The organism is Streptomyces sp. NPDC014801 (assembly GCF_043082085.1).
In the GTDB taxonomy this organism is placed as follows: Bacteria; Actinomycetota; Actinomycetes; order Streptomycetales; family Streptomycetaceae; genus Streptomyces.
Window position 1 is genome coordinate 390,255 of record NZ_JBIBXG010000005.1, and the last position, 25,852, is coordinate 416,106.

The window sequence follows — 25,852 nt, forward strand, 5'->3', positions numbered from 1 at the left end:
AATCCATGGCACAGGCCCACGCGAAAGCCCCCGGCCGCGCGAAGGCCGGCGACTCGCCCCTCGGCGAACGGTTCGCCCTCTTCTCGGAGTGTCTGCTCACCGGCGTCTGGATCGCCGTCGCCTCGCTCGGCGTCGTCACCTACCCGGCCGCGTTCGCCGCCGGCGCCCGGCACCTGCGCCGTCGTACCGCCCACGAGGCGGGCGGATGGCGCCGATTCGCCGCCGACTTCCGGGCCGCGCTGCGCGGCGGGTGGCTCGCCGGGCTCGCCGGCTGGGCGGCGGCGGCCGCGGTGTGGGTCGACATCCAGGCGGCGCGCGCGGGGCTGCCCGGCGGGCCGCTCGTCGGAGCGGCCGGTCTCGTCGCCCTGATCGGCGTGGCCGTCGCCGGGATGCGCGCCGCCGCCTCCTGGACGCCCGGCGCGTCCTGGCGCGCGCTGCTCGCGGACGCGGGCCGCCGTACCGTCCTCGATCCCGCCGGATCGTTCCTGCTCGTCGCCGGGCTGGCGGTCGTCTGCCTGTCCGGGTGGTTCGTCGCGCCGCTGGCGGTTCCCGTGCTCGGGGCCGTCGCGGCGGCGGCCGTCGCCGTGGAGACGCGGTACCGGCGCGGTCGCTGACCCACCCCACCCGCCCCGTACGAAGGGCGGCACCCCCGGGTGCCGTACCTCTCTCTGTCATGCCCCTGATCAGTGACCTCGCCCCACCCGTAGGCCCCTGACCAGTCACCCCGCCCCCCGCAGGCCCCCGACCCGCCGCCCCCCGCATGCCTCCGCACGTCCCCGTACGGAAAGGACCAACGGCACCCCATGTCTCCCATCCCCCGCAGATCTCTCCTGAAGGCCGCCGCCGTCGCCGGAGCCGCCGCCCAGTTCAGCTGGGCGCTGGGCAGCAGGGACGCCCAGGCCGCACCCACCGCCGGCGCCGCCGACACCGACCCGGTGACCCTGGACTGGCTGGAGGACGGCGGCCTCGGCGCCGCACCCGGCTCCACCGTCGGCGTGCCCTGGCCCATGGGCGCCTTCCGCGAGGACCAGACCTTCGCCCTGACCGACGCCGACGGCAAGGCCGTCCCCGTCCAGACCTGGCCCCTCGCCTACTGGCCCGACGGCTCGCTGAAGTGGACCGCGCACGCGGTCAGCTCCGGCAACGGCAAGCTCACCCTGACCGCCGGCACCCCCGCCGCGCCCGAGAAGAAGGTGAGCGTCGACCACGGCGGCGGCACGGTCACCGTCTCCACCGGCGTCATCACCGCCAAGATCGGCAGATACGGCTCCACCCTCGTCAAGTCCGTCACCCGCGGCAACACCGAGATCGCGAGGAACGGCCGGCTCGTCCTCATCCGCCAGCCGGAGATCGAGGACGGCGACCAGGGCGCGGTGAAGACCGAGCGCTTCGACGGCGCGATCGACAAGGTCACCGTCGAACAGGAGGGCCCCGTGCGGGCCGTCGTCCGCATCGACGGCAAGCACCGCAAGGGCGACCGCAGCTGGCTGCCGTTCTCCATCCGGCTGTACTTCTACGCGGGCGCCGACTCCTTCCGCATGGTGCACACCCTCACCTACGACGGCACCCAGGAGCCCGGCAAGGCGTCCGGCGACTTCATCCGCGGCCTCGGTGTCCGCTTCAGCGTGCCGATGCGCGACGCCGCCTACGACCGGCACATCCGCATCGGCGGCGAGGGCACCGGTCTGCTGCGCGAGGCCGTCCAGGGCATCACCGGACTGCGCCGCGACCCCGGCGCCGCCGTGCAGGAAGCCCAGTACGAGGGCCGGAAGCTGCCCGACCCGTCCACCTGGGACCAGCGCGTCACCACCCGGCTGCAGTACATCCCGCACTGGGGCGACTACACCCTCTCCCAGCTGTCCGCCGACGGCTTCACCGTGCGCAAGCGGACCAAGGCGGGCCACGGCTGGATCACCGCGGGCGGCGGCCGGCGCGCCTCCGGCTTCGGCTACGTCGGCGGCGCGAGCGGCGGCTTCTCCTTCGGCCTGCGCGACTTCTGGGAGAAGTTCCCCGCCCAGCTCGACATCCGCGGCGCCCACACCGACGAGGCCGAGGTCACCCTGTGGCTCTGGTCGCCCGAGGCGCAGCCGATGGACCTGCGCTTCTACCACGACGGCATGGGCCAGGACACCTACGCCGAACAGCTCGAAGGCCTCAACATCACCTACGAGGACTACGAGCCCGGCTTCGGCACGCCCTACGGCATCGCCCGCACCTCCGAACTGCTCTTCTGGGCCAACGACTCCACCCCCGCAGCCGACACCCTCGCCCGGCAGGTGCAGGCCGTACGGACCCTGCCGCAGCTCGCCGCGCCGCCCCGGCAGCTCATCAAGGCCAAGGTGTTCGGGCCCGGTCTGTACTCCGAGCCGGACCGCTCCACCCCGGCCAAGGCGAAGATCGAGGACCACCTGGACTTCCTCTTCACCTACTACAAGGACCAGGTGGAGATGCGCCGCTGGTACGGCTTCTGGGACTACGGCGACATCATGCACACCTACGACTCGGCCCGGCACGTGTGGCGGTACGACATCGGCGGCTACGCCTGGGACAACTCCGAGCTGTCGCCCGACCTGTGGCTCTGGTACGCCTATCTGCGCTCCGGCCGCGCGGACATCTTCCGCTTCGCCGAGGCGATGACCCGGCACACCGGCGAGGTCGACGTCTACCACATCGGCCAGTGGGCCGGCCTCGGCACCCGGCACGGCGTCCAGCACTACGCCGACAGCGCCAAGCAGCAGCGCATCGCCAACACCACCTACCGGCGCTTCTACTACTTCCTCACCGCCGACGAACGCGTCGGCGACCTCATGGCCGCCAACGTCGACTCCGACGAGACGTTCCTCGTCCTCGACCCGCAGCGCAAGGTCCGCACCGACCCCTACACGCCCGACCGGCACGCCCTGTCCATCGGCTTCGGCACGGACTGGAGCGGCCTGGTCTCGGCGTGGCTCACGGAGTGGGAGCGCAAGGGACCGAAGTGGGAGAAGGCCAAGGCGCGCGTGCTGTCCACGATGGAGGGCATCGCCGCCCAGCCCAACGGCTTCGTCCAGGGCAGCGGCCTGTACGACCTCGACACCGGGAAGTTCGCCGTCGCCACCGAGCCCGTCGTCGGCGTCTCGCACCTGTCGGCCGTCTTCGGCCTCAACGAACTGTGCGCCGAGCTCATCTACCTGGTGGACATGCCGAAGTTCAAGGACGCCTACCTCGACTACTGCCGCTACTTCAACGCGAGCAAGACCGAGCAGGCCGCGCGCTACGGCTCGAACTTCGGCTCGCTGATCCTCTTCCAGGGCCACTCCCGCCTGGACGCGTACGCCGCCGTCCAGACCGGGGACGCCAAGCTCGCCAAGCGGGCCTGGGACAAGTTCTACAACTCCGACGGCTACAAGGAGTCCGCGCCCTGGACGACCGAGCGGCTGACCGGCCCCGCCACCCTCGTCGAGGGCAGCGAGGCCGCCTGGGTGTCCAGCAACGACACCGCGCTCTACGGCCTCGCCGCCATCGAGAACCTGGCCCTGCTCGGCGACAAGATGCCGTAGCGATCGGCTAGTTCATCCTCCCGAGCACCTCCCGCACCCGCCGCACGTCACGCAGCCGCCGTTCATACGTCGCGCCGACGGCGAGCAGCACCAGACCGGCGAGTGCGGGAGGCACCCAGCGGGGGAGGGCGTCGGCGACCTGCGCCAGATAGGGGGCCAGCTCGTGCAGCGCGTCCAGCACCAGGACCCCGCCGCCCAGCAGCAGCGGCGCCTGCAGCCGGTGCCGGGCGCCCAGCAGGGTGATCACCAGCGCCGCCGCGCCCAGCAGCCACGGACGGGTGGCGTGCGCGTCGGCCCAGGCCGCCGGCAGGCTCGGCACGAGCGTCGCCGCGAGCCCGGGACCGTACGCCCCCCACGACGAGACGTCCGCGTCCCGGCGCCGGCGCAGCGCACCCAGCACGAGCGCCGGCACCGTCACCGGCAGCGTGTACGCCTCGGGCGCCGTGACGTCCCAGGCCGCCAGCCGCACCCAGGCGGCCAGGGCGAACAGCGCGGTGGCCACCCAGGCGGCCGGCCGGCGGTCGGCACGCACCGCCGTCCCGGCGGCGATCACCGCGCACAGCGACAGCACGAGGGCGAGCATCGGGGGGTCGGTGACCGCGAGTCCGACGGCCAGGAGCGCGCAGGCCGCGCCCGTCGCCTCGACGGCCACCGTCGTCGGCACGTCGGCGATCCGCGCCGCGAGCAGCGCCGCCAGCGCCGGGACGACCAGCACGAGCAGGGCCGTGTGCCGGGGCGCCCAGCCCGCCGCGGCCCCCACCGCGCAGGCCAGCGCGGCGGCATGGGCGAGCGCGGCCGGGGCCGTGACCCGGGCGAGACGCCTGTTCACCGAGCCCGCCGCGAACAGCGCCGTGAGCGCGGCGAGCACACCGAGCGTCGCCGGCCGCGACGGCAGGGCGAGGAGGACGAGCGCGACGGACACCACGAGCGCCGGGACCGCCTGGGCGAGGACGGCCGACGCCGTCCGGGACCGTGCCGCGGCCGCGAGCAGGCCCGCCGCCACCGCCCCCTCCACCAGCAGCGCCACCGGGTAGGGCGCGTCCAGCACCACGGGTACGGCCACCAGGGCGGCGCCGGCCAGGACCCGTGCGCCCGTCAGCGCCCGCGGCCGCCACGTCGCCTCGCGCACCGCGAGCACGAGGACCGCGGCCACGGCGGCCAGGACCAGCGGCCCCGTCTCGGAGTACGGCGGCCACGGAGCGCGCGCCGTCACGGCCTCCCGGGCACCGCCCGGCGCCCCCGACCACACCCGGGTCACCCAGCCGGCCGGCCCCATCAGCGTCAGCGCGACCAGGGGCAGCGCCCCCAGCACCGCCACGCCGTGCACCACGGCGGAGGCCGCCAGGAACCCGCGCCGCACGGACCCCGGCAGCCGGCCCGCCCGTACCGCCGCCAACAGCGCGATGCCGACGGCGAGATGCACGGGCACCGTCCAGGCGGCCGGCAGCGCCGGGCGGACGACGCCGCCGAGGGCGACGACCGCGAGCAGCCCGGCCACCCCGGACAGCCCGGCCGCGCGCGCCTCGGCACGGTCCCGCCACGCCGCCGCCAGCGCCACACCGGCCGCGCACAGCAGCAGCGCCGCCGCACGCGCCCCGGCGGCCGGACCGCCCGCCGTCCACGACAGCCCGACCGCCACCAGCACGCCCCACGCCCCGGTGCCGTACGCGCCGACCGCGGCGGCCACCCGCACCGGGCCCGCCGGTGCGCGCAGCGCCGACACCGTGTCGCAGGCGGCCGTCACCAGCAGCGCGGCGCTGATCCAGGACGGGCCCGCACCGGCCGCCACCGCCCACAGCAGCAGCGGCAGCTGCGCGGCGGCCAGCGCGGCCGGACGCGGCAGCCGCAGCCCCTCCGTGCCCGGCAGCCACCCGTACGCCGTCCACACCGCCGCCAGCACCGCCGCCGCGACCGCCGCGTACGCCGTGCCGTCCGTCCCGGGCAGGGCGGCCGCGTGCAGGGCGTAGGCGTCGAGCACCGTCAGCGCCAGCGCCAGACCGGCCACCGCCTCGGCCGTCGAACGCAGGGCGCGCGCGAGCAATGGCAGCGGGGCGGCCAGCGCGGCCACGGTGACCGCGCCCAGCACCACCGAGCGGCCGGCGATGCCCAGATGACCCCAGCTGACCAGCGTGAACGCGATCGCCGCGATGGTCAGCAGCAGCCCGCCGAGGAGCAGCAGCACGTTCTGCACCCGCGGCGCGCCGGCCTCGGGGCGGGGCGGCAGGGCCGGCGTGGCGAACGGTGCCGGGGCCGACGGGGCCGGGAGGTGGGCGACCAGCCAGGCGCGGCGGGCGAGCAACTGCGCCCGGCGGGCGTCCAGTTGCCACAGCTCGGCGTCGATGAGCCGCAGCTCCTCGGCCGGCGGCGGAAGGTGTGTCATGGTTCGGAGTCTGGGCCGCCGCCCGCCGTGGGGCATGAGCGCGCGTACTCAGGCCGTACTCAGTTCCCGGGTGGCGCACCCGGGTGCGGGAAGACTCGGATCATGGACTGGACGCACTACCGCTTCCGCAGCCTGTGGGCCCTGCCCGCCCCGCCCGCCGCCGTCTTCGCCGCCCTGCAGCGGCCCGAGGACTACCCGCGCTGGTGGCCTCAGGTGCGCACGGTCACCCGGCTCGACGACACCACCGGCGTGATCACCGTGCGGTCCGCCCTGCCCTACGCCCTGACCTTCACCGCGCGCTCGGTGCGCCACGACCCGGCGGCCGGCGTCCTGGAGATCGCGATGACCGGCGACCTGGACGGCTGGGCGCGCTGGACCGTCACCGCCGGCGGCCCCGGCAGCCTCGCCCGCTACGAGCAGGACGTCCATGTGAACAAGCCGCTGCTGCGCCGCCTCGCCGTGCCCGGACGGCCCCTCTTCCGGGCCAACCACCGGATGATGATGCGCGCGGGACGGCGCGGGCTCGCGGCGTATCTCCAAGCGGTTTGAAGGTAGCCCGCCGGGACCTGTATTGTTCAGTGCGTTCCCGGGCGATTAGCTCAGTGGGAGAGCGCTTCGTTCACACCGAAGAGGTCACTGGTTCGAACCCAGTATCGCCCACCGGGAGAGGCCGGTCCGCAGTCGCGGACCGGCCTTCTGCGTTCTCACGCCGCCGCCGGCAGCTCCGGTCGCAGCGGCCACGCCGGATCCACTTCCTCCTCCGTGCCGCTGCGCGCGAACCACGCCTGCAGGCCCCGGGCCTGCGCCGCGTGCCAGGTCGCCTGCAGCGTGTGCAGCTCCGCGGGCGTCAGCCGCTCCAGCCGGGAGGCGAAACGGCGGCCGAGCGCCCGGACCACCTCCAGCGCGGCCAGCGCGTCCGCCGCCGCGTCGTGCGCCTCGTCCAGCGTCACCTCGTAGTGCGCGCACAGGTCGGTCAGCGTGCGCCGTCCCTTGCGGTAGCGGTCCAGATGCTTGTCCAGCACCCGCGGGTCCAGCACCAGCAGCGGCGCCCGCTCGAACCAGCGGTCCAGCCCGGACGCCCGGTGCCGGCGCAGCTCACGGTCCAGCAGCGTCAGATCGAACGGCGCGTTCATCACCACCAGCGGGCGGCGGGCCAGCGCCTGTTCGGCCAGCTGCTCGGCTATCTCGTACATCACCGGAGCCGGCCAGCGGCCGTTGCGCTGCAGGTGGTCCTCCGTCAGCCCGTGCACCGCCGTCGCCGCCTCGGGCACCGGCACACCCGGGTTGACCAGCCACCGGCTCACCCGCGGGCGGTAGCCCGGCCCGTCCTGGACGACGAGGGCCGCCGACACGATCCGGTCGGTCTCGACGTCCACGCCCGTGGTCTCCGTGTCGAAAGCGGCCAGGGGCCCCTCGTACCAGCACGCCATACCCAACAACCCCTCGTTCACCATCGGCAGTTGACATACCGTCCACTGCCCGTTCCGGTGATACCCGGGCTGTTTGCGCCGTACGCCGGAAGGAGACAACAGGAGTACGGGTCTTTGCAGTTCAGCGCCCCCCGTCGGGGAATCACTCTGCGTGGAAGGCTGTTGGTCATGGCGATAGCGCAGCCCGAGCGGGGCGGGCTGCTGCCCCAGAGCACGGGCCTGATTCGCGGCACCCTCGCCACCACCGCCTGCATGGAGACACTGCAGGTGGGCTATCTGCACGCGGTCGCGGCGGCCGCGGGGTGCTCGCTGTCCCAGCCGTTCCCGGACAACGGCATCGACTGGCACGTCAGCCACAGCGCCCCCGGGCACACCGTGGACGACGAGGTCACCATCAAGGTGCAGCTGAAGGCCACCTACCAGGTCGCCCCCCACCCGCCCGGGCGCTCCTTCTCCTTCACCCTCGACAACGACCACCTGCGCAAGCTCGCCCGCACGCCGGTGACCGTGCACAAGATCCTCGTCGTCATGATCGTGCCGCGCTCCCGGGAGCAGTGGCTGCGCGCCGGACACGACCGGCTCGACCTCAGGCACTGCTGCTACTGGGTCAACCTCGCCGGGCACCCGATCACCGGCCGCAACCGCACCACCGTCCGGATCCCGACCTCACGCATCTTCGACGACCGGGCGCTGTGCGAGATCATGACCCGGGTCGGCACGGGAGGCAGACCATGACCCACCGCCCACTGCCGGAAGCCCCCCGCCCGGTGCGCCCGCACCCCGAGGCACCCTGGACACGGCCGCCCGCGCCCGCCGACGTCGACCCGGCCGTCCTCGGCGCCCTGCTCGCGCGCCACGGCTGGCAGCGCCGCGGCGGCGCCCCCGGGCGCTACGGCCGCTGGACCCCGCCCGGCCCGGGTGCCGCCGGCACCAGCCTGCTCGTACCCGTCAGCCGCGCCTTCCCGGACAGCGACGACCTGCTCGGCGAGGCCCTCGACGCCCTCGCCCGCAGCGGCACGCCGTCCGCGCGCGAGGTGCTCGTCTCCCTCGCCGTCCCCAGCGACGAGATCCGCTGGTGGCGCGACGCCCCCGGCGGGCCCGCGGGCAGTACGCCCTGGAGTGCCGACGAGCACCTGCGCGGCGCCGCCCGGCGGATGCTGCTCGCGGCCGCGCTCGCCACCCGCGCCCGGGCCGGCTACTACGGGGCACGGCACCGCCGTCCCGCCGCCGCCCTGCTCGAACACGTTCTCGTGGGCGCCGCGACCGAGGGAGGCACCCTCACCGCGTTCGCGCCCGTCGCCACCGCGCGCCCCTTGGCCGTACGCCTGCAGCAGGCGCTGTACGCCGCGCGTGAGGCCGTCGACTACCAGCGCGCCACCGGCGGCATGGACGCGTTCGACGGCGCGGTGCGGGCCGGCGTCAGCCGCGAGCTCACCGAGGCGCTGATCGCGCTCGTCCAGGGCACGGAAGGGGCGCGGATCGCGGTGCAGTGGGCGCCGGCGGCCGGCGTCCCCGAGGGATGCGCGGCGGACGGGGAGCCGGTGGAGTTCTCGCCGGGGGACCTGCCCGTGCTGCGCGAGGCCGGCGCCCGCTATCTGCACGCGGAACCAGCCGTCCCGGTGACCCTGACGGGGACGGTGGTGCGCATGCGGCGCGCCACGCCGCGGGGCGAGGGGACGATACGGCTGCGCGTGCTCGCCGGCGCGGAGGTCCCGCACGTCCGCCTCACCCTCGACGAGGAGGACTACCGCATCGCCGGGCACGCCCACCTCGTCGGGCTCCCGGTCCGCGTCCACGGCCGGCTGGAGAGCCGGGGCGGCTTCCGCCGGCTCACGGGTGCCTCCGGCGTCGTACCGGTGCAGGTGGACGAGGCGGAGCGGGACCGGCTGATCAAGTCGCTCCAGGAGAACCTGGACTTCTTCGAGGAGGCGTGCGGAGGGGACTGAGCGGGGTCGGGTCCGTCGTTCGTCTGCGGCCTTCGCCGTGGCCGGTCGCGCGGTTCCCCGCGCCCCGGGGGGTGCAGTCACCGCCCGCCTGGTCGCACCAGGCACCGGTTTCGCCTCCGGGGGGATGCGGTCGGTACGATCCTTACTCGTGCGTGCGCTCCGGTATGGCGCCGCATCCCCACCTTCAGTCAGGAGAGACCGGTGTCAGACGTCCGTGTGATCATCCAGCGCGATTCCGAGCGGGAAGAACGCGTGGTGACGACGGGCACTACGGCCGCCGACCTCTTCGCCGGCGAGCGCTCGATCGTGGCCGCCCGCGTCGGCGGCGAGCTCAAGGACCTCGCCTACGAGGTCAAGGACGGCGAGACCGTCGAGGGCGTCGAGATCTCCTCCGAGGACGGTCTCAACATCCTGCGCCACTCCACGGCGCACGTCATGGCGCAGGCCGTGCAGGAGATCTTCCCCGAGGCCAAGCTCGGCATCGGCCCGCCCATCCGTGACGGCTTCTACTACGACTTCGACGTCGCCCAGCCCTTCCACCCCGACGATCTCAAGCGCATCGAGAAGAAGATGCAGGAGATCATCAAGCGCGGTCAGCGCTTCGAGCGCCGTGTCACCACCGACGAGGCCGCCCGCGAGGAGCTGGCCGGCGAGCCGTACAAGCTGGAGCTGATCGGCCTCAAGGGCAACGCCGCGCAGGCCGCCGAGGGCGCCGACGCCGAGGTCGGCGGCGGCGAGCTGACGATCTACGACAACCTCGACGCCAAGACCGGCGAACTGTGCTGGAAGGACCTCTGCCGCGGTCCCCACCTGCCCACCACCCGGAACATCCCGGCGTTCAAGCTGATGCGCTCCGCCGCCGCCTACTGGCGCGGCAGCGAGAAGAACCCGCAGCTGCAGCGCATCTACGGCACCGCCTGGCCGACCAAGGACGAGCTGAAGCAGTACCTCGACTTCCTCGCCGAGGCCGAGAAGCGCGACCACCGCAAGCTGGGCGCCGAGCTGGACCTGTTCTCCTTCCCCGAGGAGCTCGGCCCGGGCCTCGCCGTGTTCCACCCCAAGGGCGGGGTCATCCGCAAGGAGATGGAGACCTACTCGCGCAAGCGGCACGAGGTCTCCGGCTACGAGTTCGTGAACACCCCGCACATCTCCAAGGAGCGGCTGTTCGAGATCTCCGGCCACCTGCCGCACTACTCCGACGGCATGTTCCCGGCCATCGAGTTCGACGAGCAGAACTACCGCCTCAAGGCGATGAACTGCCCGATGCACAACCTGATCTTCAAGTCGCGCGGGCGTTCCTACCGTGAACTGCCGCTGCGCCTCTTCGAGTTCGGCACCGTGTACCGGTACGAGAAGTCGGGCGTCGTGCACGGCCTGACCCGCTCGCGCGGCTTCACCCAGGACGACTCGCACATCTACTGCACCAAGGAGCAGATGCCGCAGGAGCTGGACACGCTCCTGACGTTCGTCCTGGACCTGCTGCGCGACTACGGCCTGACCGAGTTCGAGCTGGAGCTGTCCACCCGCGACGACTCGGACAAGTTCATCGGCACCGACGAGGACTGGGAGGAGGCCACCGAGGCCCTCCGCCTGGCCGCCGAGAAGCAGAACCTGCCGCTGGTCCCGGACCCGGGCGGCGCCGCCTACTACGGCCCGAAGATCTCCGTGCAGGCCAAGGACGCCATCGGCCGCTCCTGGCAGATGTCGACCATCCAGGTCGACTTCAACCAGCCCAAGCGGTTCGGCCTGGAGTACACCGCCGCGGACGGCTCCCGCCAGCAGCCGGTGATGATCCACCGCGCGCTGTTCGGCTCGATCGAGCGGTTCTTCGGCGTGCTCCTGGAGCACTACGCCGGCGCCTTCCCGGCCTGGCTGGCCCCGGTCCAGGCCGTCGGCATCCCGATCGGCGACGCCCACGTCGAGTACCTCCAGCGCTGGGCCGAGGCCGCGAGGGACAAGGGCCTGCGGGTCGAGGTGGACTCCTCCTCGGACCGGATGCAGAAGAAGATCCGCAACGCCCAGAAGCAGAAGGTGCCGTTCATGGTCATCGCGGGCGACGAGGACATGGGTCACGACACCGTGTCCTTCCGCTACCGCGACGGCTCCCAGGAGAACGGCATCCCCTTCGACGAGGCCATCGCGAAGATCCTCAAGGTCGTCGAGGAGCGGGCGCAGGTCTGAGCCGCCCCGGCACGGGCCCCCGGTGACGTGATCGCGCCGGGGGCCTTGCCCTGTCCGTCACCCGGACGCCATATGCTGCACGCATGACGAGTGAGCCGGAGCAGCAGATCGGAGTGGGGACGCAGGACGCGTTCCAGCGCCTGTGGACGCCCCACCGGATGGCCTACATCCAGGGCGAGAACAAGCCGAGCGGTCCCGGTGCGGCCGACGGCTGCCCCTTCTGCTCCATCCCGGCGGGATCCGACGAGGACGGGCTGATCGTCAAGCGGGGCGAGCAGGTGTACGCCGTGCTCAACCTCTACCCGTACAACGGCGGCCATCTGATGACCGTCCCCTACCGGCACGTCGCCGACTACACCGACCTCACCGAGGCGGAGACCGCGGAGCTCGCGGAGCTGACCAAGCAGGCGATGACGGCCCTGCGGACCGCCTCCGGCGCGCACGGCTTCAACATCGGCATGAACCAGGGCACGGTCGCGGGCGCCGGCATCGCGGCCCATCTGCACCAGCACATCGTCCCGCGCTGGGGCGGCGACACGAACTTCATGCCGGTGGTCGGTCACACCAAGGTGCTGCCGCAGCTCCTGGCCGACACCCGCAAGATGCTGGCGGAGGCCTGGCCCGTCTGAGCGGGCCGGTGGGTGCCCCCGGGCCCGGGGGCACCGCTCACGCGTCGTACACGTCCGCCTTGCGCGGGGACACGTCCTGGACCGCCGTGCTGAGGAACGCGGACCGGGCGCCGAACTTCTCCGTGTCGACGCCGTTCTCCTGCAGGACCTTGATCGCCGCCGAGTGCACCACCCGCAGCACCGGTGTGGCCGCGCGCAGCGCGTCGTCGGCCATGAACCGGTGCCGCCACGGCTGGTCCGCCCACGCGTGCCGCAGACCGAACGGCTCCGGCAGCCCTATCGTGCCGCCGAGCCACTTCAGCGCCGGGGGATACCAGGTCAGCGGCGCCCGCACGGCGAGCCGCACGACCTCGTTGGTGGTGACCAGCGGCAGCTTGACCGTGCGGTTCTCCCACGGCTTGAAGGACTTGGCGACCTCCTTGGTCGGCGCCGCCGGCTTGGTGGTGAACAGCGGGTTCACCGGCCCCAGGGCATGGCCCGTGACCTCGATGCGCAGCGTCGCGTGCAGCACGGTCACGGTGATCATCATGGTGATGACCAGCTGCCCGTCCCACAGCGTCCACTGCACGCCCAGGTAGTGCCGGTCACCCGCGCCGAACTGCTGCTTGTTGCAGATGTCCTGTATCGCGTGCGGCTTGACCTGGTACTCCTCGACGTCCGTGCCGGACGGCCGGGCCACCTCCTTGGCTCCCTCGCCGATCGGCGTGACGATCCAGTGCCGTATCGAGGGGGCGGGGAAGCCGCCGGTGTTCAGCGGGCCGCGCTCCAGCATGCGCAGCTGGTCGTGGATCGCCCGGATGACGTCCCAGCTGCGGAAGGGGTGGATCTCCCGGTCGGGGTCGGCGGGCACGAGCTCCTCGGCCAGCTGCCAGGAGCCCCAGCGGGTGCCCATGCCGAGGATGCCCTTGGGGCCGGCGTAGAAGACGGAGTTCGACTGCTGCTCGGCGCCGAGCCGGGCCAGGGACTGGCGCAGCTGCTCGGCGGCGGTCTCGCGCGGGCTGGTGGGCACCGCCTCGGGGACCTTGGCGCCGATGCTGCTGCCGGACAGCAGGCTGTCCCAGCGCTCCCGCAGGTCGACGGCGGTGCGCTCGCAGATCCGCCGGGCCCAGAACCAGCCGACCACCGGCATCACCACCGCCGCGCGGGCGTACCAGCCCCAGAAGCCGCCGAAGGGCATGCGGACCAGGAAGAGGACGGCGAGCGCGGCCACGGCGACGAGCAGGGTGGTGGCCAGCGCGGAGGCGCGCTTGTTGTCGGTCTTGTCGATGGTGGTGCGGATCTGGAAGACCAGCAGCCACACCAGGAACCCGGGCAGGAAGAGCAGCCCGCACAGCACGATCGCGGCGGTGAGCCGGTTGTCGCGCTCGCGGCGGATGTTGTTGGCCGCCAGGCAGTGCTCGACGACCACCTGCGGCTCGGCGCCGAAGGACTGGATGAGCGGTTTGCGGCCCTCGCCGATCATGCGGTCCACCACCGCGCGGGCGAAGGCCTCGCCGAGGTTGGGCCGGAACAGGGCGAGCCGGCCGGGCTTCACCTCCGACTGGTGCCACTCGTTGTCGGCCTTCTTGATCTCCTCCATGGGGCTGTCCCGGTAGGCCGCGGAGGCCAGCGCGAACGTCGCCGTCTGGCCCTCGTCGCCGGTGCGCGGCACCTGCGGGCCGAAAAAGTCCGCGTAACCGCCGTCCACGCTCATCCCCACCCCCGGTCGCCGCGACTCTCGCTTCTGCGGCCTTCCCGACTTCCGTGCCGTGCACACCTGTTGATCAGGTCATCAGCGTATCCGCCGGCACCGACATCCGTCGGCGGACGGCCCAAGCGGCCGCCCGCCGACCCGGAAGAGCCCCGCCCGCGCACCCGTTGTGCGCGGGGGCGCGTCAACTACGAGGCCACGCGCTCCTGTTCGCGGACCCGCTCGGCGACCTGGGCCGGCATCGGCTCGTGCCGCACATAGCGCCGGTCGAAACGCGCGGTGCCGTGGGTCATCGACCGCAGATCGATGGCGTACCGCCCGATCTCGATCTCCGGCACCTCGGCCCGGATCACGGTCCGCCCGTCGTTGGTCTGCTCGGTGCCCAGCACCCGGCCGCGCCGCCCCGACAGGTCGCTCATCACGGCCCCGACGAAGTCGTCGCCGACCAGCACGGACACCTCGGCCACCGGCTCCAGCAGATGAATCCTGGCGTCGGCCGCGGCCTCCCGCAGGGCGAGCGCGCCCGCGGTCTGGAAGGCGGCGTCGGAGGAGTCCACCGAGTGGGCCTTGCCGTCGAGCAGGGTGACCCGCACGTCGATCAGCGGGTATCCGGCCGCGACACCCTTGGCCGCCTGCGCCCGCACGCCCTTCTCGACCGAGGGGATGAACTGCCGGGGCACGGCCCCGCCGACCACCTTGTCGACGAACTCGATGCCGGAGCCGCCGGGCAGCGGCTCCACCTCGATCTCGCAGATCGCGTACTGCCCGTGCCCGCCGGACTGCTTCACGTGCCGCCCGCGCCCGGCGGACCGGCCGGCGAAGGTCTCCCGCAGGGACACCTTGTGCGGTACGACGTCGACCTGGACGCCGTAGCGCGTGCGCAGCCGCTCCAGGGCGACGTCGGCGTGCGCCTCGCCCAGGCACCACAGCACCACCTGGTGGGTGTCCTGGTTCTGCTCCAGGCGCATCGTCGGGTCCTCGGCGACCAGCCGGGCCAGGCCCTGGGACAGTTTGTCCTCGTCGGCCTTGCTGTGCGCCTGGATGGCCAGCGGCAGCAGCGGGTCGGGCATCTGCCACGGCTCCATCAGCAGCGGGTCGTCCTTGGCGGACAGTGTGTCCCCGGTCTCGGCGCGGCTCAGCTTCGCCACGCACACCAGGTCGCCCGCGACGGCGTGGGTCACCGGCCGCTGCTGTTTGCCGAACGAGAGGGACAGGGCGCCGATCTTCTCGTCGACGTCGTGGTCCTCGTGGCCGCGGTCGGCGAGGCCGTGTCCGGAGACGTGCACGGTCTCGTCGGGGCGCAGGGTGCCGGAGAAGACGCGGACCAGGGAGAGCCGGCCGACGTAGGGGTCGGAGGAGGTCTTGACGACCTCGGCGACCAGCGGGCCGTCGGTGTCGCACGGCTTCAGCTCGCGCGGTGTGCCGTCGAGGGTGGTGACGGCGGGCGTGGGGTGCTCGAAGGGGGTCGGGAAGCCGCCCGTGATGAGTTCCAGCAGTTCCACCGTGCCGATGCCCTGCCGGGCGCCCTCGGCGGCCGGAGCGGCGGCCAGGACGGGGAAGAACGTGCCGCGGGCCACGGCCCGCTCCAGGTCCTGGATCAGCGTCTTCAGCTCGACCTGCTCGCCGCCGAGATAGCGGTCCATGAGGGTCTCGTCCTCGCTCTCGGCGATGATCCCCTCGATGAGCCGGTTGCGGGCCTCGTCGATGTCCGGCAGCTGGTCCGGGCCGGGCTCGGACTCCTTGCGCTCGCCGGAGGCGTAGTCGAACAGCTTCTGGGTGAGCAGCCCGATCAGCCCGGTCACGGGCGCGTGCCCGTCGGGGGCCTGCGGGCCGTGCAGCGGCAGGTAGAGCGGCAGTACGGCGTCGGGGTCGTCGCCGCCGAAGGCCTCGGCGCAGATCCGGGTCATCTCCTCGAAGTCCGCGCGGGCCGCCTCCAGGTGGGTGACGACGATCGCGCGCGGCATCCCGACGGCCGCGCACTCGTCCCACACCATGCGGGTCGAGCCGTCGACCCCGTCCGAGGCCGAGACGACGAAGAGGGCCGCGTCCGCAGCGCGCAGACCGGCCCGCAGCTCCCCGACGAAGTCGGCGTATCCGGGGGTGTCCAGCAGATTGATCTTGATGCCGTCCCATTCGACGGGCACCAGGGACAGCTGCACCGAGCGCTGCTGGCGGTGCTCGATGTCGTCGTAGTCGGAGACGGTGCCGCCGTCCTCGACGCGGCCCGCCCGGTTGATCGCCCCCGCGGTCAGCGCGAGAGCCTCCACCAGAGTCGTCTTGCCCGATCCGGAGTGGCCGACCAGCACCACATTCCGAATGGACGCGGGGTGGTCGGCCGCCACTGCCCTGCCGGCGGCTCCGGGGTGGGATTGTGCCTTGTCGCCCATGGTCCTGCCTCCCGTGCACGGTGAGGTCACTGTGGGCGCGGACACGCGGGATGCCGCGTGTGGGCGGCTCCGGCGACGCCCGCGTCCTTCGAGCTTTCCACTCCCGTAACGCCTCGTCCATACGACGGACGCCGCCCCACCCCGACCTGCGAACCGGCGCTCGAAGACACGGGCTGCGGGTGCCCGGCCCTCGCCGCCACGCGCGCGTGGCTACGATGGGCCAGCCGGTGGCCAGCAGGGGCCGCGCGGCGACACCGACCAGTCGGGAAGGCCATGCTGAACAAGTACGCGCGTGCATTCTTCACGCGTGTTCTCACGCCGTTCGCCGCGTTTCTCATCCGCCGGGGGGTCAGCCCCGACACGGTCACGCTGATCGGCACCGCCGGAGTGATCGCCGGAGCGCTGGTCTTCTACCCCCGGGGCGAGTTCTTCTGGGGCACGGTCGTGATCACGCTGTTCGTCTTCTCCGACCTCGTCGACGGCAACATGGCCCGCCAGCTGGGCCGCTCCAGCCGCTGGGGCGCCTTCCTGGACTCCACGCTCGACCGGGTCGCCGACGGCGCCATCTTCGGCGGCTTCGCCCTCTGGTACGCCGGGAACGGCAACGACAACGTGCTGTGCGCGGTGTCGATCTTCTGCCTGGCCAGCGGCCAGGTGGTGTCGTACACCAAGGCGCGCGGCGAGTCGATCGGGCTGCCGGTGGCCGTGAACGGCCTGGTGGAGCGGGCCGAGCGGCTGGTGATCTCGCTGGTCGCGGCCGGTTTCGCGGGCCTGCACAAGTTCGGCGTGCCCGGCATCCAGTACCTGCTGCCGGTCGCGCTGTGGATCGTCGCCGTCGGCAGCCTGGTCACGCTGATCCAGCGGGTCGTCACCGTGCGCCGCGAGTCGGCGGAGGCGGAGGCCGCCGCCGCGGCGGCGCCCGGTGAGCCCCAGGGGAGGGAGACGGCGAAGTGAGCGCCCAGGAGCGGCTGACCGACGCCCTGTACGGCCTGGGCTGGGGCACCGTGAAGAAACTGCCCGAGCCGGTCGCGGTGCGCCTCGGCCGCACCATCGCCGACCTCGCCTGGAAGCAGCGCGGCAAGGGCGTGCGGCGGCTGGAGTCCAACTACGCGCGCGTGGTGCCCGGCGCGAGCCCCGAACGGCTCGCCGAACTCTCCCGCGCGGGCATGCGCTCCTATCTGCGCTACTGGATGGAGTCCTTCCGGCTGCCCGCCTGGAGCGCCGAGCGCGTCAAGGACGGCTTCGACCCCAAGGACCTGCACCACCTCACCGACGGCATGGCCGCCGGCAAGGGCGTGATCCTCGCCCTGCCGCACCTGGCCAACTGGGACCTGGCGGGCGCCTGGGTCACCACGAAGCTGGGCATCCCGTTCACCACGGTCGCCGAGCGCCTCAAGCCCGAGACGCTCTACGACCGGTTCGTTGCCTACCGCGAGGGCCTCGGCATGGAGGTCCTGCCGCACAGCGGCGGCTCCGCCTTCGGCACGCTCGCCCGGCGGCTGCGCGACGGCGGCCTGGTCTGCCTGGTCGCCGACCGGGACCTGTCCTCCTCCGGGGTGGAGGTCGACTTCTTCGGCGAGACGGCCCGGATGCCCGCCGGCCCGGCCCTCCTCGCCCAGCAGACCGGCGCGGCGCTGCTGCCGGTCACCCTCTGGTACGACGACTCGCCCGTCATGCGCGGCCGGGTGCACCCCCCGGTCGAGGTCCCCGAGTCAGGCACGCGCGCCGAGAAGACGTCCTCCATGACACAGGCGCTGGCCGACGCCTTCGCCACGGGGATCGCCGACCATCCGGAGGACTGGCACATGCTGCAGCGGCTGTGGCTCGCTGATCTCGACCCGTCGAAGGGCACGCCGTGAGGATCGGCATCGTCTGCCCGTACTCCTGGGACGTGCCCGGGGGCGTCCAGTTCCACATCCGCGACCTCGCCGCGTACTTCATCCGGCTCGGCCACGAGGTGTCCGTGCTCGCCCCGGCCGACGACGACACGCCGCTGCCGCCGTACGTCGTCTCCGCCGGGCGCGCGGTGCCGGTGCCGTACAACGGCTCGGTCGCCCGGCTGAACTTCGGCTTCCTGTCCGCCGCGCGGGTACGGCGCTGGCTGCACGACGGCAACTTCGACGTGGTGCACATCCACGAGCCGACCTCGCCGTCGCTGGGCCTGCTCACCTGCTGGGCGGCGCGCGGGCCGATGGTCGCGACCTTCCACACCTCCAACCCGCGCTCCAAGGCGATGATCGCCGCGTACGCCATCCTGCAGGCCGCGCTGGAGAAGATCAGCGCGCGGATCGCGGTGAGCGAGTACGCGCGGCGGACGCTGGTGGAACACCTGGGCGGTGACGCCGTCGTCATCCCCAACGGCGTCGACGTGGACTTCTTCGCGAAGGCCGAGCCCAACCCGGCGTGGCAGGGCGACACCATCGGCTTCATAGGGCGTATCGACGAGCCCCGCAAGGGCCTGCCGGTGCTGATGCGGGCGCTGCCGAAGATCCTCGCCGCCCGGCCGCAGACGCGGCTGCTGGTGGCCGGGCGCGGCGACGAGGAGGAGGCGGTGGCCTCGCTGCCGGCCGAGCTGCGCTCCCGGGTGGAGTTCCTCGGCATGGTCAGCGACGAGGACAAGGCCCGCTTCCTGCGCTCCGTCGACCTGTACGTGGCGCCCAACACCGGCGGGGAGAGCTTCGGGATCATCCTGGTCGAGGCGATGTCGGCGGGCGCACCCGTGCTCGCCTCCGACCTCGACGCCTTCGCCCAGGTCCTCGACCAGGGCAAGGCGGGCGAGCTGTTCGCCAACGAGGACGCCGACGCCCTCGCCGAGGCGGCACTGCGGCTGCTGGACGACCCGGAGCGCCGGGCGGAACTGCGCGAGCGCGGCAGCACGCACGTGCGGCGCTTCGACTGGTCCACGGTGGGCGCGGACATCCTGTCGGTGTACGAGACGGTGACGGCCGGAGCGGCCGCGGTCGCCGCGGAGGACACGGGCCCGACGAGACTGCGGGCCCGCTTCGGTCTCGCACGGGACTGAGGGAGCCGGGGGAGCCGGGGGCCTGGGGGAGGGGCCAGGGGGCGGCCAGGAGGGCTTTCGGCAGCGCCTCGGCTGTCTGTGGGCGGCCCGTGGGTGCCCCGGGCGCCCGCCGCACGTCCGCGGCCGTGTGAGGCCCCTGAGCGGCCGTGCGAGGGCCGTACGCGGCCTTCCGCGCGACCCTCCCGTGCCGGGGCCGGCGGGGCCCTGCGGACCGGGATCGGCGAGGCCCTGCGGACCGGGGCCGGCGAGGTCGCACGGACCGGATCCGGCGAGGCCGTACGGACCGGATCCGGCGAGGCCGCACGGACCGGATTCGCGCCGGTGCCACGCCGGTAAGGTTGCCGCCCGTGACCGCAACCTTGATCTGGGCTCTCGTCGTCCTCGTCGCGATCGGCCTCTATCTGAGCTGGACGGCGGGGCGGCTGGACCGGCTGCACGCGCGGATCGACGCCGCGCGCGCCGCCCTGGACGCGCAGCTGCTGCGGCGGGCGTCGGTGGCGCAGGAGGTGGCCACCTCGGGCGTACTGGACCCGGCCGCGTCGATCGTCCTGTACGAGGCCGCGCACGCCGCCCGGCAGGCCGAGGAGGAGCAGCGGGAGGTCGCCGAGAGCGAGCTCAGCCAGGCCCTGCGCGCGGTGTTCGGGGACCGGGAGCAGCTGGAGGCCGTCCGCGAGGCGCCCGGGGGAGAGGAGGCGGCCCGCGAGCTGACGGAGGCCGTGCGCCGTGTCCCGATGGCCCGCCGCTTCCACAACGACGCGGTCGGCGCCGCCCGCCGGCTGCGGGAACACCGCAAGGTCCGCTGGTTCCGGCTGGCCGGGCACGCGCCCTTCCCGATGGCCTTCGAAATGGACGACGAGCCTCCGGCGGCCCTGGCGGACCGGTCCGTCTAGTCCCGCCCGCCCCGGTTCGGGCGGTCCCGTCCGGGGGGTGTGCCCCTCCGCGTGGCCCGATCCACGTGGTTGAGCAGGTGACAAAAGGAGCCACCGGGTTTCCATTGGCCCTTGCTGTGGACTGCTGCTTTCACGTTTCCTCGGTGCTGCAGTAACCCCCTCTTTCCTTCAGTGAGGTCAACCCGTGTCCAGCACCGAGAACCAGGCTCCCGAGACCGGTACCGCCCGCGTCAAGCGCGGCATGGCCGAGCAGCTCAAGGGCGGCGTGATCATGGACGTCGTCACGCCGGAGCAGGCGAAGATCGCCGAGGACGCGGGCGCCGTCGCCGTCATGGCCCTCGAGCGGGTCCCCGCCGACATCCGCAAGGACGGCGGCGTGGCCCGGATGTCCGACCCGGACATGATCGAGGGCATCATCGACGCCGTCTCGATCCCGGTCATGGCCAAGTCCCGCATCGGCCACTTCGTCGAGGCCCAGGTGCTGCAGTCCCTCGGCGTGGACTACATCGACGAGTCCGAGGTCCTCACCCCCGCCGACGAGGTCAACCACTCCGACAAGTGGGCCTTCACCACCCCCTTCGTGTGCGGTGCCACCAACCTGGGCGAGGCCCTGCGCCGCATCGCCGAGGGCGCCGCGATGATCCGCTCCAAGGGCGAGGCCGGCACCGGCAACGTCGTCGAGGCCGTCCGCCACCTGCGCCAGATCAAGAACGAGATCGCCCGTCTGCGCGGCTACGACAACCACGAGCTGTACGCCGCCGCCAAGGAGCTGCGCGCCCCGTACGAGCTGGTCAAGGAGGTCGCCGAGCTGGGCAAGCTCCCGGTGGTCCTCTTCTCCGCCGGTGGTGTCGCCACCCCGGCCGACGCCGCCCTGATGCGCCAGCTCGGTGCCGAGGGCGTCTTCGTCGGCTCCGGCATCTTCAAGTCCGGCGACCCGGCCAAGCGCGCCGCCGCCATCGTGAAGGCCACCACCTTCTACGACGACCCGAAGATCATCGCGGACGCGTCCCGCAACCTCGGCGAGGCCATGGTCGGCATCAACTGCGACACCCTCCCCGAGACCGAGCGCTACGCCAACCGCGGCTGGTGAGCACGCGGGTCAGCCACTACAGGTAAGCCACTCATGAACACTCCTGTCATCGGCGTCCTGGCTCTCCAGGGCGACGTACGGGAGCACCTCATCGCCCTGGCCGCGGCGGACGCCGTGGCCAGGCCGGTGCGGCGCCCCGAAGAGCTCGCCGAGGTCGACGGTCTCGTCCTCCCCGGCGGCGAGTCCACCACCATCTCCAAGCTGGCCGTCCTGTTCGGCCTGATGGACCCCCTGCGCGCACGCGTGCGTGCCGGCATGCCCGTCTACGGCACCTGCGCGGGCATGATCATGCTCGCCGACAAGATCCTCGACCCGCGCTCGGGCCAGGAGACCGTCGGCGGCATCGACATGATCGTGCGCCGCAACGCCTTCGGCCGGCAGAACGAGTCCTTCGAGGCCGCGCTCGACGTGCGGGGCATCCCGGGCGATCCTGTGGAGGGCGTCTTCATCCGCGCGCCCTGGGTGGAGTCCGTCGGCGCGGGGACCGAGGTGCTCGCCGAGCACGACGGTCACATCGTCGCCGTCCGCCAGGGCAACGCGCTCGCCACGTCGTTCCACCCGGAACTGACCGGCGACCACCGCGTCCACGCGCTCTTCGTCGACATGGTGCGCGCCGACGCGGCGTGAGAGTCCTTGTAGGATTCCTGGCGTTCGTACAGAGATTGGTTACGCGAAGGAGACAGGCAGATGTCCGGCCACTCTAAATGGGCCACGACGAAGCACAAGAAGGCCGTGATCGACGCCAAGCGCGGCAAGCTCTTCGCGAAGCTGATCAAGAACATCGAGGTCGCGGCGCGCATGGGCGGCGCGGACCCCGAGGGCAACCCGACGCTCTACGACGCCATCCAGAAGGCGAAGAAGTCGTCGGTCCCGAACAAGAACATCGACTCCGCGGTCAAGCGCGGCGCGGGCCTGGAGGCCGGCGGCGCCGACTACGAGACGATCATGTACGAGGGCTACGGCCCGAACGGTGTCGCGGTGCTCATCGAGTGCCTCACCGACAACCGCAACCGCGCCGCCTCCGAGGTCCGCGTCGCCATGACCCGCAACGGCGGCTCGATGGCCGACCCGGGCTCGGTGTCGTACCTGTTCAACCGCAAGGGTGTCGTGATCGTCCCCAAGGGCGAGCTGACCGAGGACGACGTCCTCGGCGCCGTCCTGGACGCCGGTGCCGAGGAGGTCAACGACCTCGGTGAGACCTTCGAGGTCATCAGCGAGGCCACCGACCTGGTCGCCGTGCGCACCGCCCTGCAGGACGCCGGCATCGACTACGACTCCGCCGAGGCCAACTTCGTCCCGACCATGCAGGTCGAGCTGGACGAGGAGGGCGCCAAGAAGATCTTCAAGCTGATCGACGCGCTGGAGGACAGCGACGACGTGCAGAACGTCTTCGCGAACTTCGACGTCAGCGACGAGATCATGGAGAAGGTCGACGCGTGACGCGCCGCTGACGCAGCTCCATGACGGCGGGCCGGTGGGACACGAACCACCGGCCCGCCGTCATTGTCAGTGGGACCCGATAGCCTGCACAAACAGGTGATCGAGGACCGAGGGAGGGGCGCGGTGCGCGTACTGGGGGTGGACCCCGGACTGACGCGGTGCGGGGTGGGCGTCGTCGAGGGGGTCGCGGGCCGCCCGCTGACCATGCTCGGCGTCGGAGTCGTCCGCACGCCGGTGGACGCCGACCTCAGCCACCGCCTCCTCGCGGTCGAGCAGGGCCTGGAGCAGTGGCTGGACGAGCACCGGCCCGAGTTCGTCGCCGTGGAGCGCGTCTTCAGCCAGCACAACGTGCGCACGGTCATGGGCACCGCCCAGGCCAGCGCCGTCGCCATGCTGTGCGCCGCCCGGCGCGGCATCCCGGTCGCCCTGCACACCCCCAGCGAGGTCAAGGCCGCCGTCACCGGCAGCGGCCGCGCCGACAAGGCGCAGGTCGGCGCCATGGTCACCCGGCTGCTGCGGCTCGCCGCGCCGCCCAAGCCCGCCGACGCCGCCGACGCCCTCGCGCTCGCCATCTGCCACATCTGGCGCGCCCCGGCGCACAACCGGCTCCAGCAGGCCGTCGCCCGGCACGCCGCCCCCGTCACGAAAGGCCGTACGGCATGATCGCCTTCGTCAGCGGCACGGTCGCCGCGCTCGCCCCCGACGCCGCGGTGGTGGAGGTCGGCGGGGTCGGCATGGCCGTCCAGTGCACGCCGAACACGCTGTCCACGCTGCGGATCGGGCAGCCCGCCAAGCTGCACACGTCCCTGGTCGTGCGCGAGGACTCGCTGACCCTGTACGGCTTCGCGGACGACGACGAACGCCAGGTCTTCGAACTGCTGCAGACCGCGAGCGGCGTCGGACCGCGCCTGGCCCAGGCCATGCTCGCCGTGCACACCCCGGACGCGCTGCGCCGAGCGGTGGCCACCGGTGACGAGAAGGCGCTCACCGCGGTCCCCGGCATCGGCAAGAAGGGCGCCCAGAAGCTGCTGCTGGAGCTGAAGGACCGGCTCGGCGCACCCGTCGGCGCACCCGCGGTCGGCGCCCCGGCCGCTCAGGGCTGGCGCGACCAGCTGCACGCGGCGCTGATCGGCCTCGGCTACGCCACCAGAGAGGCCGACGAGGCGGTCGCCGCCGTCGCCCCGCAGGCCGAGGCCGCGGACGGCACACCGCAGGTCGGGCAGCTGCTCAAGGCCGCCCTGCAGACCCTGAACCGCGCCCGCTGACCGCGCTGGGCCCCGCCCGCCCGCCTCCTCGTCTTAGCCGACCCCGACAGCCGAAGGCACACCACATGAACTGGGACGACACGACCGACGCCGCCGCCGAGGAGCGGCTCGTCGGTGCGTCCGCCGACCGCGAGGACCAGGCCGTCGAGGCCGCCCTGCGCCCCAAGGACCTGGGCGAGTTCATCGGCCAGGAGAAGGTCCGCGAACAGCTCGACCTGGTCCTGCGCGCCGCCCGCGCGCGGGGCGCCACCGCCGACCACGTGCTGCTCTCCGGCGCCCCCGGCCTCGGCAAGACCACCCTGTCGATGATCATCGCGGCCGAGATGGGCGCCCCCATCCGCATCACCTCCGGCCCCGCCATCCAGCACGCCGGCGACCTCGCAGCGATCCTCTCCTCCTTGCAGGAGGGCGAGGTGCTCTTCCTCGACGAGATCCACCGCATGTCGCGGCCGGCCGAGGAGATGCTGTACATGGCGATGGAGGACTTCCGGGTCGACGTGATCGTCGGCAAGGGCCCCGGCGCCACCGCGATCCCGCTGGAGCTGCCGCCGTTCACACTGGTCGGCGCCACCACCCGCGCGGGCCTGCTGCCGCCTCCGCTGCGCGACCGCTTCGGCTTCACCGCGCACATGGAGTTCTACGAGCCGCGCGAGCTGGAGCGGGTCGTGCACCGCTCGGCCGGCCTGCTGGACGTCGAGATCGAGCCCGACGGCGCCGCCGAGATCGCCGGCCGCTCGCGCGGCACGCCCCGCATCGCCAACCGCCTGCTGCGCCGCGTCCGCGACTACGCGCAGGTCAAGGCCGACGGCGTGATCACCCGGGAGATCGCCGCGGCCGCGCTCGCCGTCTACGAGGTCGACGCGCGCGGCCTGGACCGCCTGGACCGGGCCGTGCTGGAGGCGCTGCTGAAGCTGTTCGGCGGCGGCCCCGTCGGCCTGTCCACCCTGGCCGTCGCGGTGGGGGAGGAGCGCGAGACCGTCGAGGAGGTGGCCGAGCCCTTCCTGGTGCGCGAGGGCCTGCTGGCCCGCACCCCGCGCGGCCGGGTCGCGACCCCCGCCGCCTGGGCCCACCTCGGACTGACCCCGCCGCGCTCCTCCGCGGCCGGAAACGGACAAGCAGACCTGTTCGGGGCATGACAGCAGCAGCCGGGGCATGACAGCAGCAGTCGGCGCATGACGGCGGGCCGGTCGGCGAGGGATTGGCAAGCTCAGGAACCCAGGTGCCATGCTGAGCGTTGTTCCTTGCGCGCGGACTCGCTTAGACTCCGCCGATGCCGCCTGTGACGGCAGTCCCCCAATACACCCCCAGCCATCAGGCCGCTCACCATCGCGGTCGTGTGAAGGAAGTACCGACCCGTGAGTCTCGTGACCCTCCTCCCGTTCATCGTGCTCATCGGGGCCATGTTCCTGATGACCCGCTCGGCCAAGAAGAAGCAGCAGCAGGCCGCGGCCATGCGGAATGACATGCAGCCCGGCTCCGGCGTCCGCACCATCGGGGGCATGTACGCGACGGTCAAGGAGGTCAACGAGGACACGGTCCTCCTCGACGCCGGACCCGGTGTCGAGCTCCTCTTCGCGAAGAACGCGATCGGCGCCGTCCTGTCCGACGACGAGTACAACCGCATCGTCCACGGCATCGAGCACGACCTGAAGTCCGACACCGACATCGTCCCGGACGACGCCTCCTCCCTCACCGAGGCCGACGAGCCCGCCGCCGACGCTGCCGCCGCCTCCGACGACAAGAGCGTCGACCTCGGCAAGAAGGACGTCACGGACGACAACGCTGCCGAGGACGCCGCCGCACAGGCGAAGGCCGAGGAAGAGCCGAAGAAGACCGACGGCGACTCCGACGCGAAGTAGTCGCGTCCCCGGGGCAGGCGCCACCACCGTCGCGCGTGCCCTGGGTGACGTGCGCTTCTCGCAGGGGGTCCCAACCATGTCATGGCCGCCGCCGCGCCGACCCG

General features: G+C 72.8%; 22 protein-coding genes and 1 tRNA gene. 19 read left to right on the forward strand and 4 right to left on the reverse strand.

Annotated elements, in window-relative coordinates; genetic code table 11:
* Nucleotides 1–5 precede the first annotated feature (5 nt).
* Together ACF1AL_RS14070 and ACF1AL_RS14075 are read left to right on the forward strand one after the other, a co-directional pair.
* The gene (locus tag ACF1AL_RS14070; protein WP_391826003.1) at nucleotides 6–614 is read left to right on the forward strand and encodes a hypothetical protein; all 609 of its coding nucleotides are present in this window, start codon (nucleotides 6–8) and stop codon (nucleotides 612–614) included.
* A 189-nt stretch (nucleotides 615–803) separates the two neighbouring features.
* Nucleotides 804–3,539: a Tat pathway signal sequence domain protein gene (locus tag ACF1AL_RS14075; protein ID WP_391826004.1), complete on the forward strand. Its 2,736-nt coding sequence runs from the start codon at nucleotides 804–806 to the stop codon at nucleotides 3,537–3,539.
* A 7-nt stretch (nucleotides 3,540–3,546) separates the two neighbouring features.
* Here the strand turns inward: ACF1AL_RS14075 and ACF1AL_RS14080 are convergent, their stop codons facing one another.
* Nucleotides 3,547–5,919 carry an SCO7613 C-terminal domain-containing membrane protein gene (locus ACF1AL_RS14080; RefSeq protein WP_391826005.1) on the reverse strand — a complete coding sequence of 791 codons (2,373 nt, stop codon included), beginning with the start codon at nucleotides 5,917–5,919 and terminating at the stop codon, nucleotides 3,547–3,549.
* Between the two features lie 102 nt (nucleotides 5,920–6,021).
* Here ACF1AL_RS14080 and ACF1AL_RS14085 point away from each other — a divergent pair, with 102 nt between their 5' ends.
* Together ACF1AL_RS14085 and ACF1AL_RS14090 are read left to right on the forward strand one after the other, a co-directional pair.
* Nucleotides 6,022–6,468, forward strand: coding sequence for an SRPBCC family protein (locus ACF1AL_RS14085; RefSeq protein ID WP_391826006.1), 447 nt, complete (start codon nucleotides 6,022–6,024; stop codon nucleotides 6,466–6,468).
* Between the two features lie 39 nt (nucleotides 6,469–6,507).
* A tRNA-Val gene (locus ACF1AL_RS14090) sits at nucleotides 6,508–6,579 on the forward strand.
* A 44-nt stretch (nucleotides 6,580–6,623) separates the two neighbouring features.
* Here ACF1AL_RS14090 and ACF1AL_RS14095 read toward each other — a convergent pair.
* Nucleotides 6,624–7,349, reverse strand: coding sequence for a 3'-5' exonuclease (locus ACF1AL_RS14095; protein WP_366838345.1), 726 nt, complete (start codon nucleotides 7,347–7,349; stop codon nucleotides 6,624–6,626).
* Between the two features lie 168 nt (nucleotides 7,350–7,517).
* Here ACF1AL_RS14095 and ACF1AL_RS14100 point away from each other — a divergent pair, with 168 nt between their 5' ends.
* The 4 genes from ACF1AL_RS14100 to ACF1AL_RS14115 all read left to right on the forward strand — a co-directional run bounded on the left by ACF1AL_RS14100 (nucleotide 7,518) and on the right by ACF1AL_RS14115 (nucleotide 12,105).
* Nucleotides 7,518–8,084, forward strand: a complete 567-nt coding sequence (locus ACF1AL_RS14100) for a DUF4365 domain-containing protein (RefSeq protein WP_366838344.1) — start codon at nucleotides 7,518–7,520, stop codon at nucleotides 8,082–8,084.
* Complete coding sequence (locus tag ACF1AL_RS14105) at nucleotides 8,081–9,295, forward strand: hypothetical protein (RefSeq protein WP_391705456.1); 1,215 nt, start codon at nucleotides 8,081–8,083, stop codon at nucleotides 9,293–9,295. Before ACF1AL_RS14100 ends, ACF1AL_RS14105 begins: the two co-directional genes overlap by 4 nt.
* A gap of 201 nt (nucleotides 9,296–9,496) precedes the next feature.
* Nucleotides 9,497–11,476 (forward strand): threonine--tRNA ligase, encoded by a 1,980-nt coding sequence (gene thrS, locus ACF1AL_RS14110; RefSeq protein WP_391780222.1) that lies wholly within the window; start codon nucleotides 9,497–9,499, stop codon nucleotides 11,474–11,476.
* A gap of 83 nt (nucleotides 11,477–11,559) precedes the next feature.
* Nucleotides 11,560–12,105 (forward strand): HIT domain-containing protein, encoded by a 546-nt coding sequence (locus tag ACF1AL_RS14115; protein ID WP_366838341.1) that lies wholly within the window; start codon nucleotides 11,560–11,562, stop codon nucleotides 12,103–12,105.
* A 37-nt stretch (nucleotides 12,106–12,142) separates the two neighbouring features.
* On the opposite strand, the gene ACF1AL_RS14120 is transcribed toward ACF1AL_RS14115, so the two are convergent.
* On the reverse strand, nucleotides 12,143–13,798 hold the full coding sequence (locus ACF1AL_RS14120) for a hypothetical protein (RefSeq protein ID WP_366838340.1): 1,656 nt from the start codon (nucleotides 13,796–13,798) through the stop codon (nucleotides 12,143–12,145).
* Between the two features lie 185 nt (nucleotides 13,799–13,983).
* Complete coding sequence (locus tag ACF1AL_RS14125; RefSeq protein WP_391826007.1) at nucleotides 13,984–16,182, reverse strand: elongation factor G-like protein EF-G2; 2,199 nt, start codon at nucleotides 16,180–16,182, stop codon at nucleotides 13,984–13,986.
* A gap of 273 nt (nucleotides 16,183–16,455) precedes the next feature.
* On the opposite strand from ACF1AL_RS14125, the gene pgsA reads away from it, so the two are divergent.
* From pgsA to yajC, 11 genes are all read left to right on the forward strand, one after another.
* Nucleotides 16,456–17,136 (forward strand): phosphatidylinositol phosphate synthase, encoded by a 681-nt coding sequence (pgsA, locus tag ACF1AL_RS14130; RefSeq protein ID WP_366838338.1) that lies wholly within the window; start codon nucleotides 16,456–16,458, stop codon nucleotides 17,134–17,136.
* On the forward strand, nucleotides 17,133–18,041 hold the full coding sequence (locus ACF1AL_RS14135; RefSeq protein WP_366838337.1) for a phosphatidylinositol mannoside acyltransferase: 909 nt from the start codon (nucleotides 17,133–17,135) through the stop codon (nucleotides 18,039–18,041). The genes pgsA and ACF1AL_RS14135 overlap by 4 nt, the downstream gene beginning before the upstream one ends.
* Complete coding sequence (locus ACF1AL_RS14140) at nucleotides 18,038–19,204, forward strand: glycosyltransferase family 4 protein (protein WP_391705449.1); 1,167 nt, start codon at nucleotides 18,038–18,040, stop codon at nucleotides 19,202–19,204. The genes ACF1AL_RS14135 and ACF1AL_RS14140 overlap by 4 nt, the downstream gene beginning before the upstream one ends.
* Nucleotides 19,205–19,551: 347 nt before the next feature.
* Nucleotides 19,552–20,094, forward strand: a complete 543-nt coding sequence (locus ACF1AL_RS14145; RefSeq protein ID WP_366838335.1) for a hypothetical protein — start codon at nucleotides 19,552–19,554, stop codon at nucleotides 20,092–20,094.
* A 184-nt stretch (nucleotides 20,095–20,278) separates the two neighbouring features.
* Nucleotides 20,279–21,184 (forward strand): pyridoxal 5'-phosphate synthase lyase subunit PdxS, encoded by a 906-nt coding sequence (pdxS, locus tag ACF1AL_RS14150; protein WP_366838334.1) that lies wholly within the window; start codon nucleotides 20,279–20,281, stop codon nucleotides 21,182–21,184.
* 33 nt (nucleotides 21,185–21,217) lie between these two features.
* A complete protein-coding gene (gene pdxT / locus ACF1AL_RS14155; RefSeq protein ID WP_391705446.1) occupies nucleotides 21,218–21,811 on the forward strand; it encodes a pyridoxal 5'-phosphate synthase glutaminase subunit PdxT in 594 nt (197 codons plus the stop codon).
* Between the two features lie 60 nt (nucleotides 21,812–21,871).
* Nucleotides 21,872–22,624, forward strand: coding sequence for a YebC/PmpR family DNA-binding transcriptional regulator (locus ACF1AL_RS14160; protein ID WP_366838332.1), 753 nt, complete (start codon nucleotides 21,872–21,874; stop codon nucleotides 22,622–22,624).
* A 123-nt stretch (nucleotides 22,625–22,747) separates the two neighbouring features.
* Nucleotides 22,748–23,287, forward strand: coding sequence for a crossover junction endodeoxyribonuclease RuvC (gene ruvC, locus ACF1AL_RS14165; RefSeq protein WP_391821595.1), 540 nt, complete (start codon nucleotides 22,748–22,750; stop codon nucleotides 23,285–23,287).
* Nucleotides 23,284–23,889: a Holliday junction branch migration protein RuvA gene (gene ruvA, locus ACF1AL_RS14170; protein ID WP_384206382.1), complete on the forward strand. Its 606-nt coding sequence runs from the start codon at nucleotides 23,284–23,286 to the stop codon at nucleotides 23,887–23,889. The genes ruvC and ruvA overlap by 4 nt, the downstream gene beginning before the upstream one ends.
* A gap of 65 nt (nucleotides 23,890–23,954) precedes the next feature.
* Complete coding sequence (gene ruvB, locus ACF1AL_RS14175) at nucleotides 23,955–25,025, forward strand: Holliday junction branch migration DNA helicase RuvB (RefSeq protein ID WP_366838329.1); 1,071 nt, start codon at nucleotides 23,955–23,957, stop codon at nucleotides 25,023–25,025.
* Between the two features lie 219 nt (nucleotides 25,026–25,244).
* The gene (gene yajC, locus ACF1AL_RS14180) at nucleotides 25,245–25,748 is read left to right on the forward strand and encodes a preprotein translocase subunit YajC (RefSeq protein ID WP_386420191.1); all 504 of its coding nucleotides are present in this window, start codon (nucleotides 25,245–25,247) and stop codon (nucleotides 25,746–25,748) included.
* The last annotated feature ends 104 nt before the right edge of the window (nucleotides 25,749–25,852 follow it).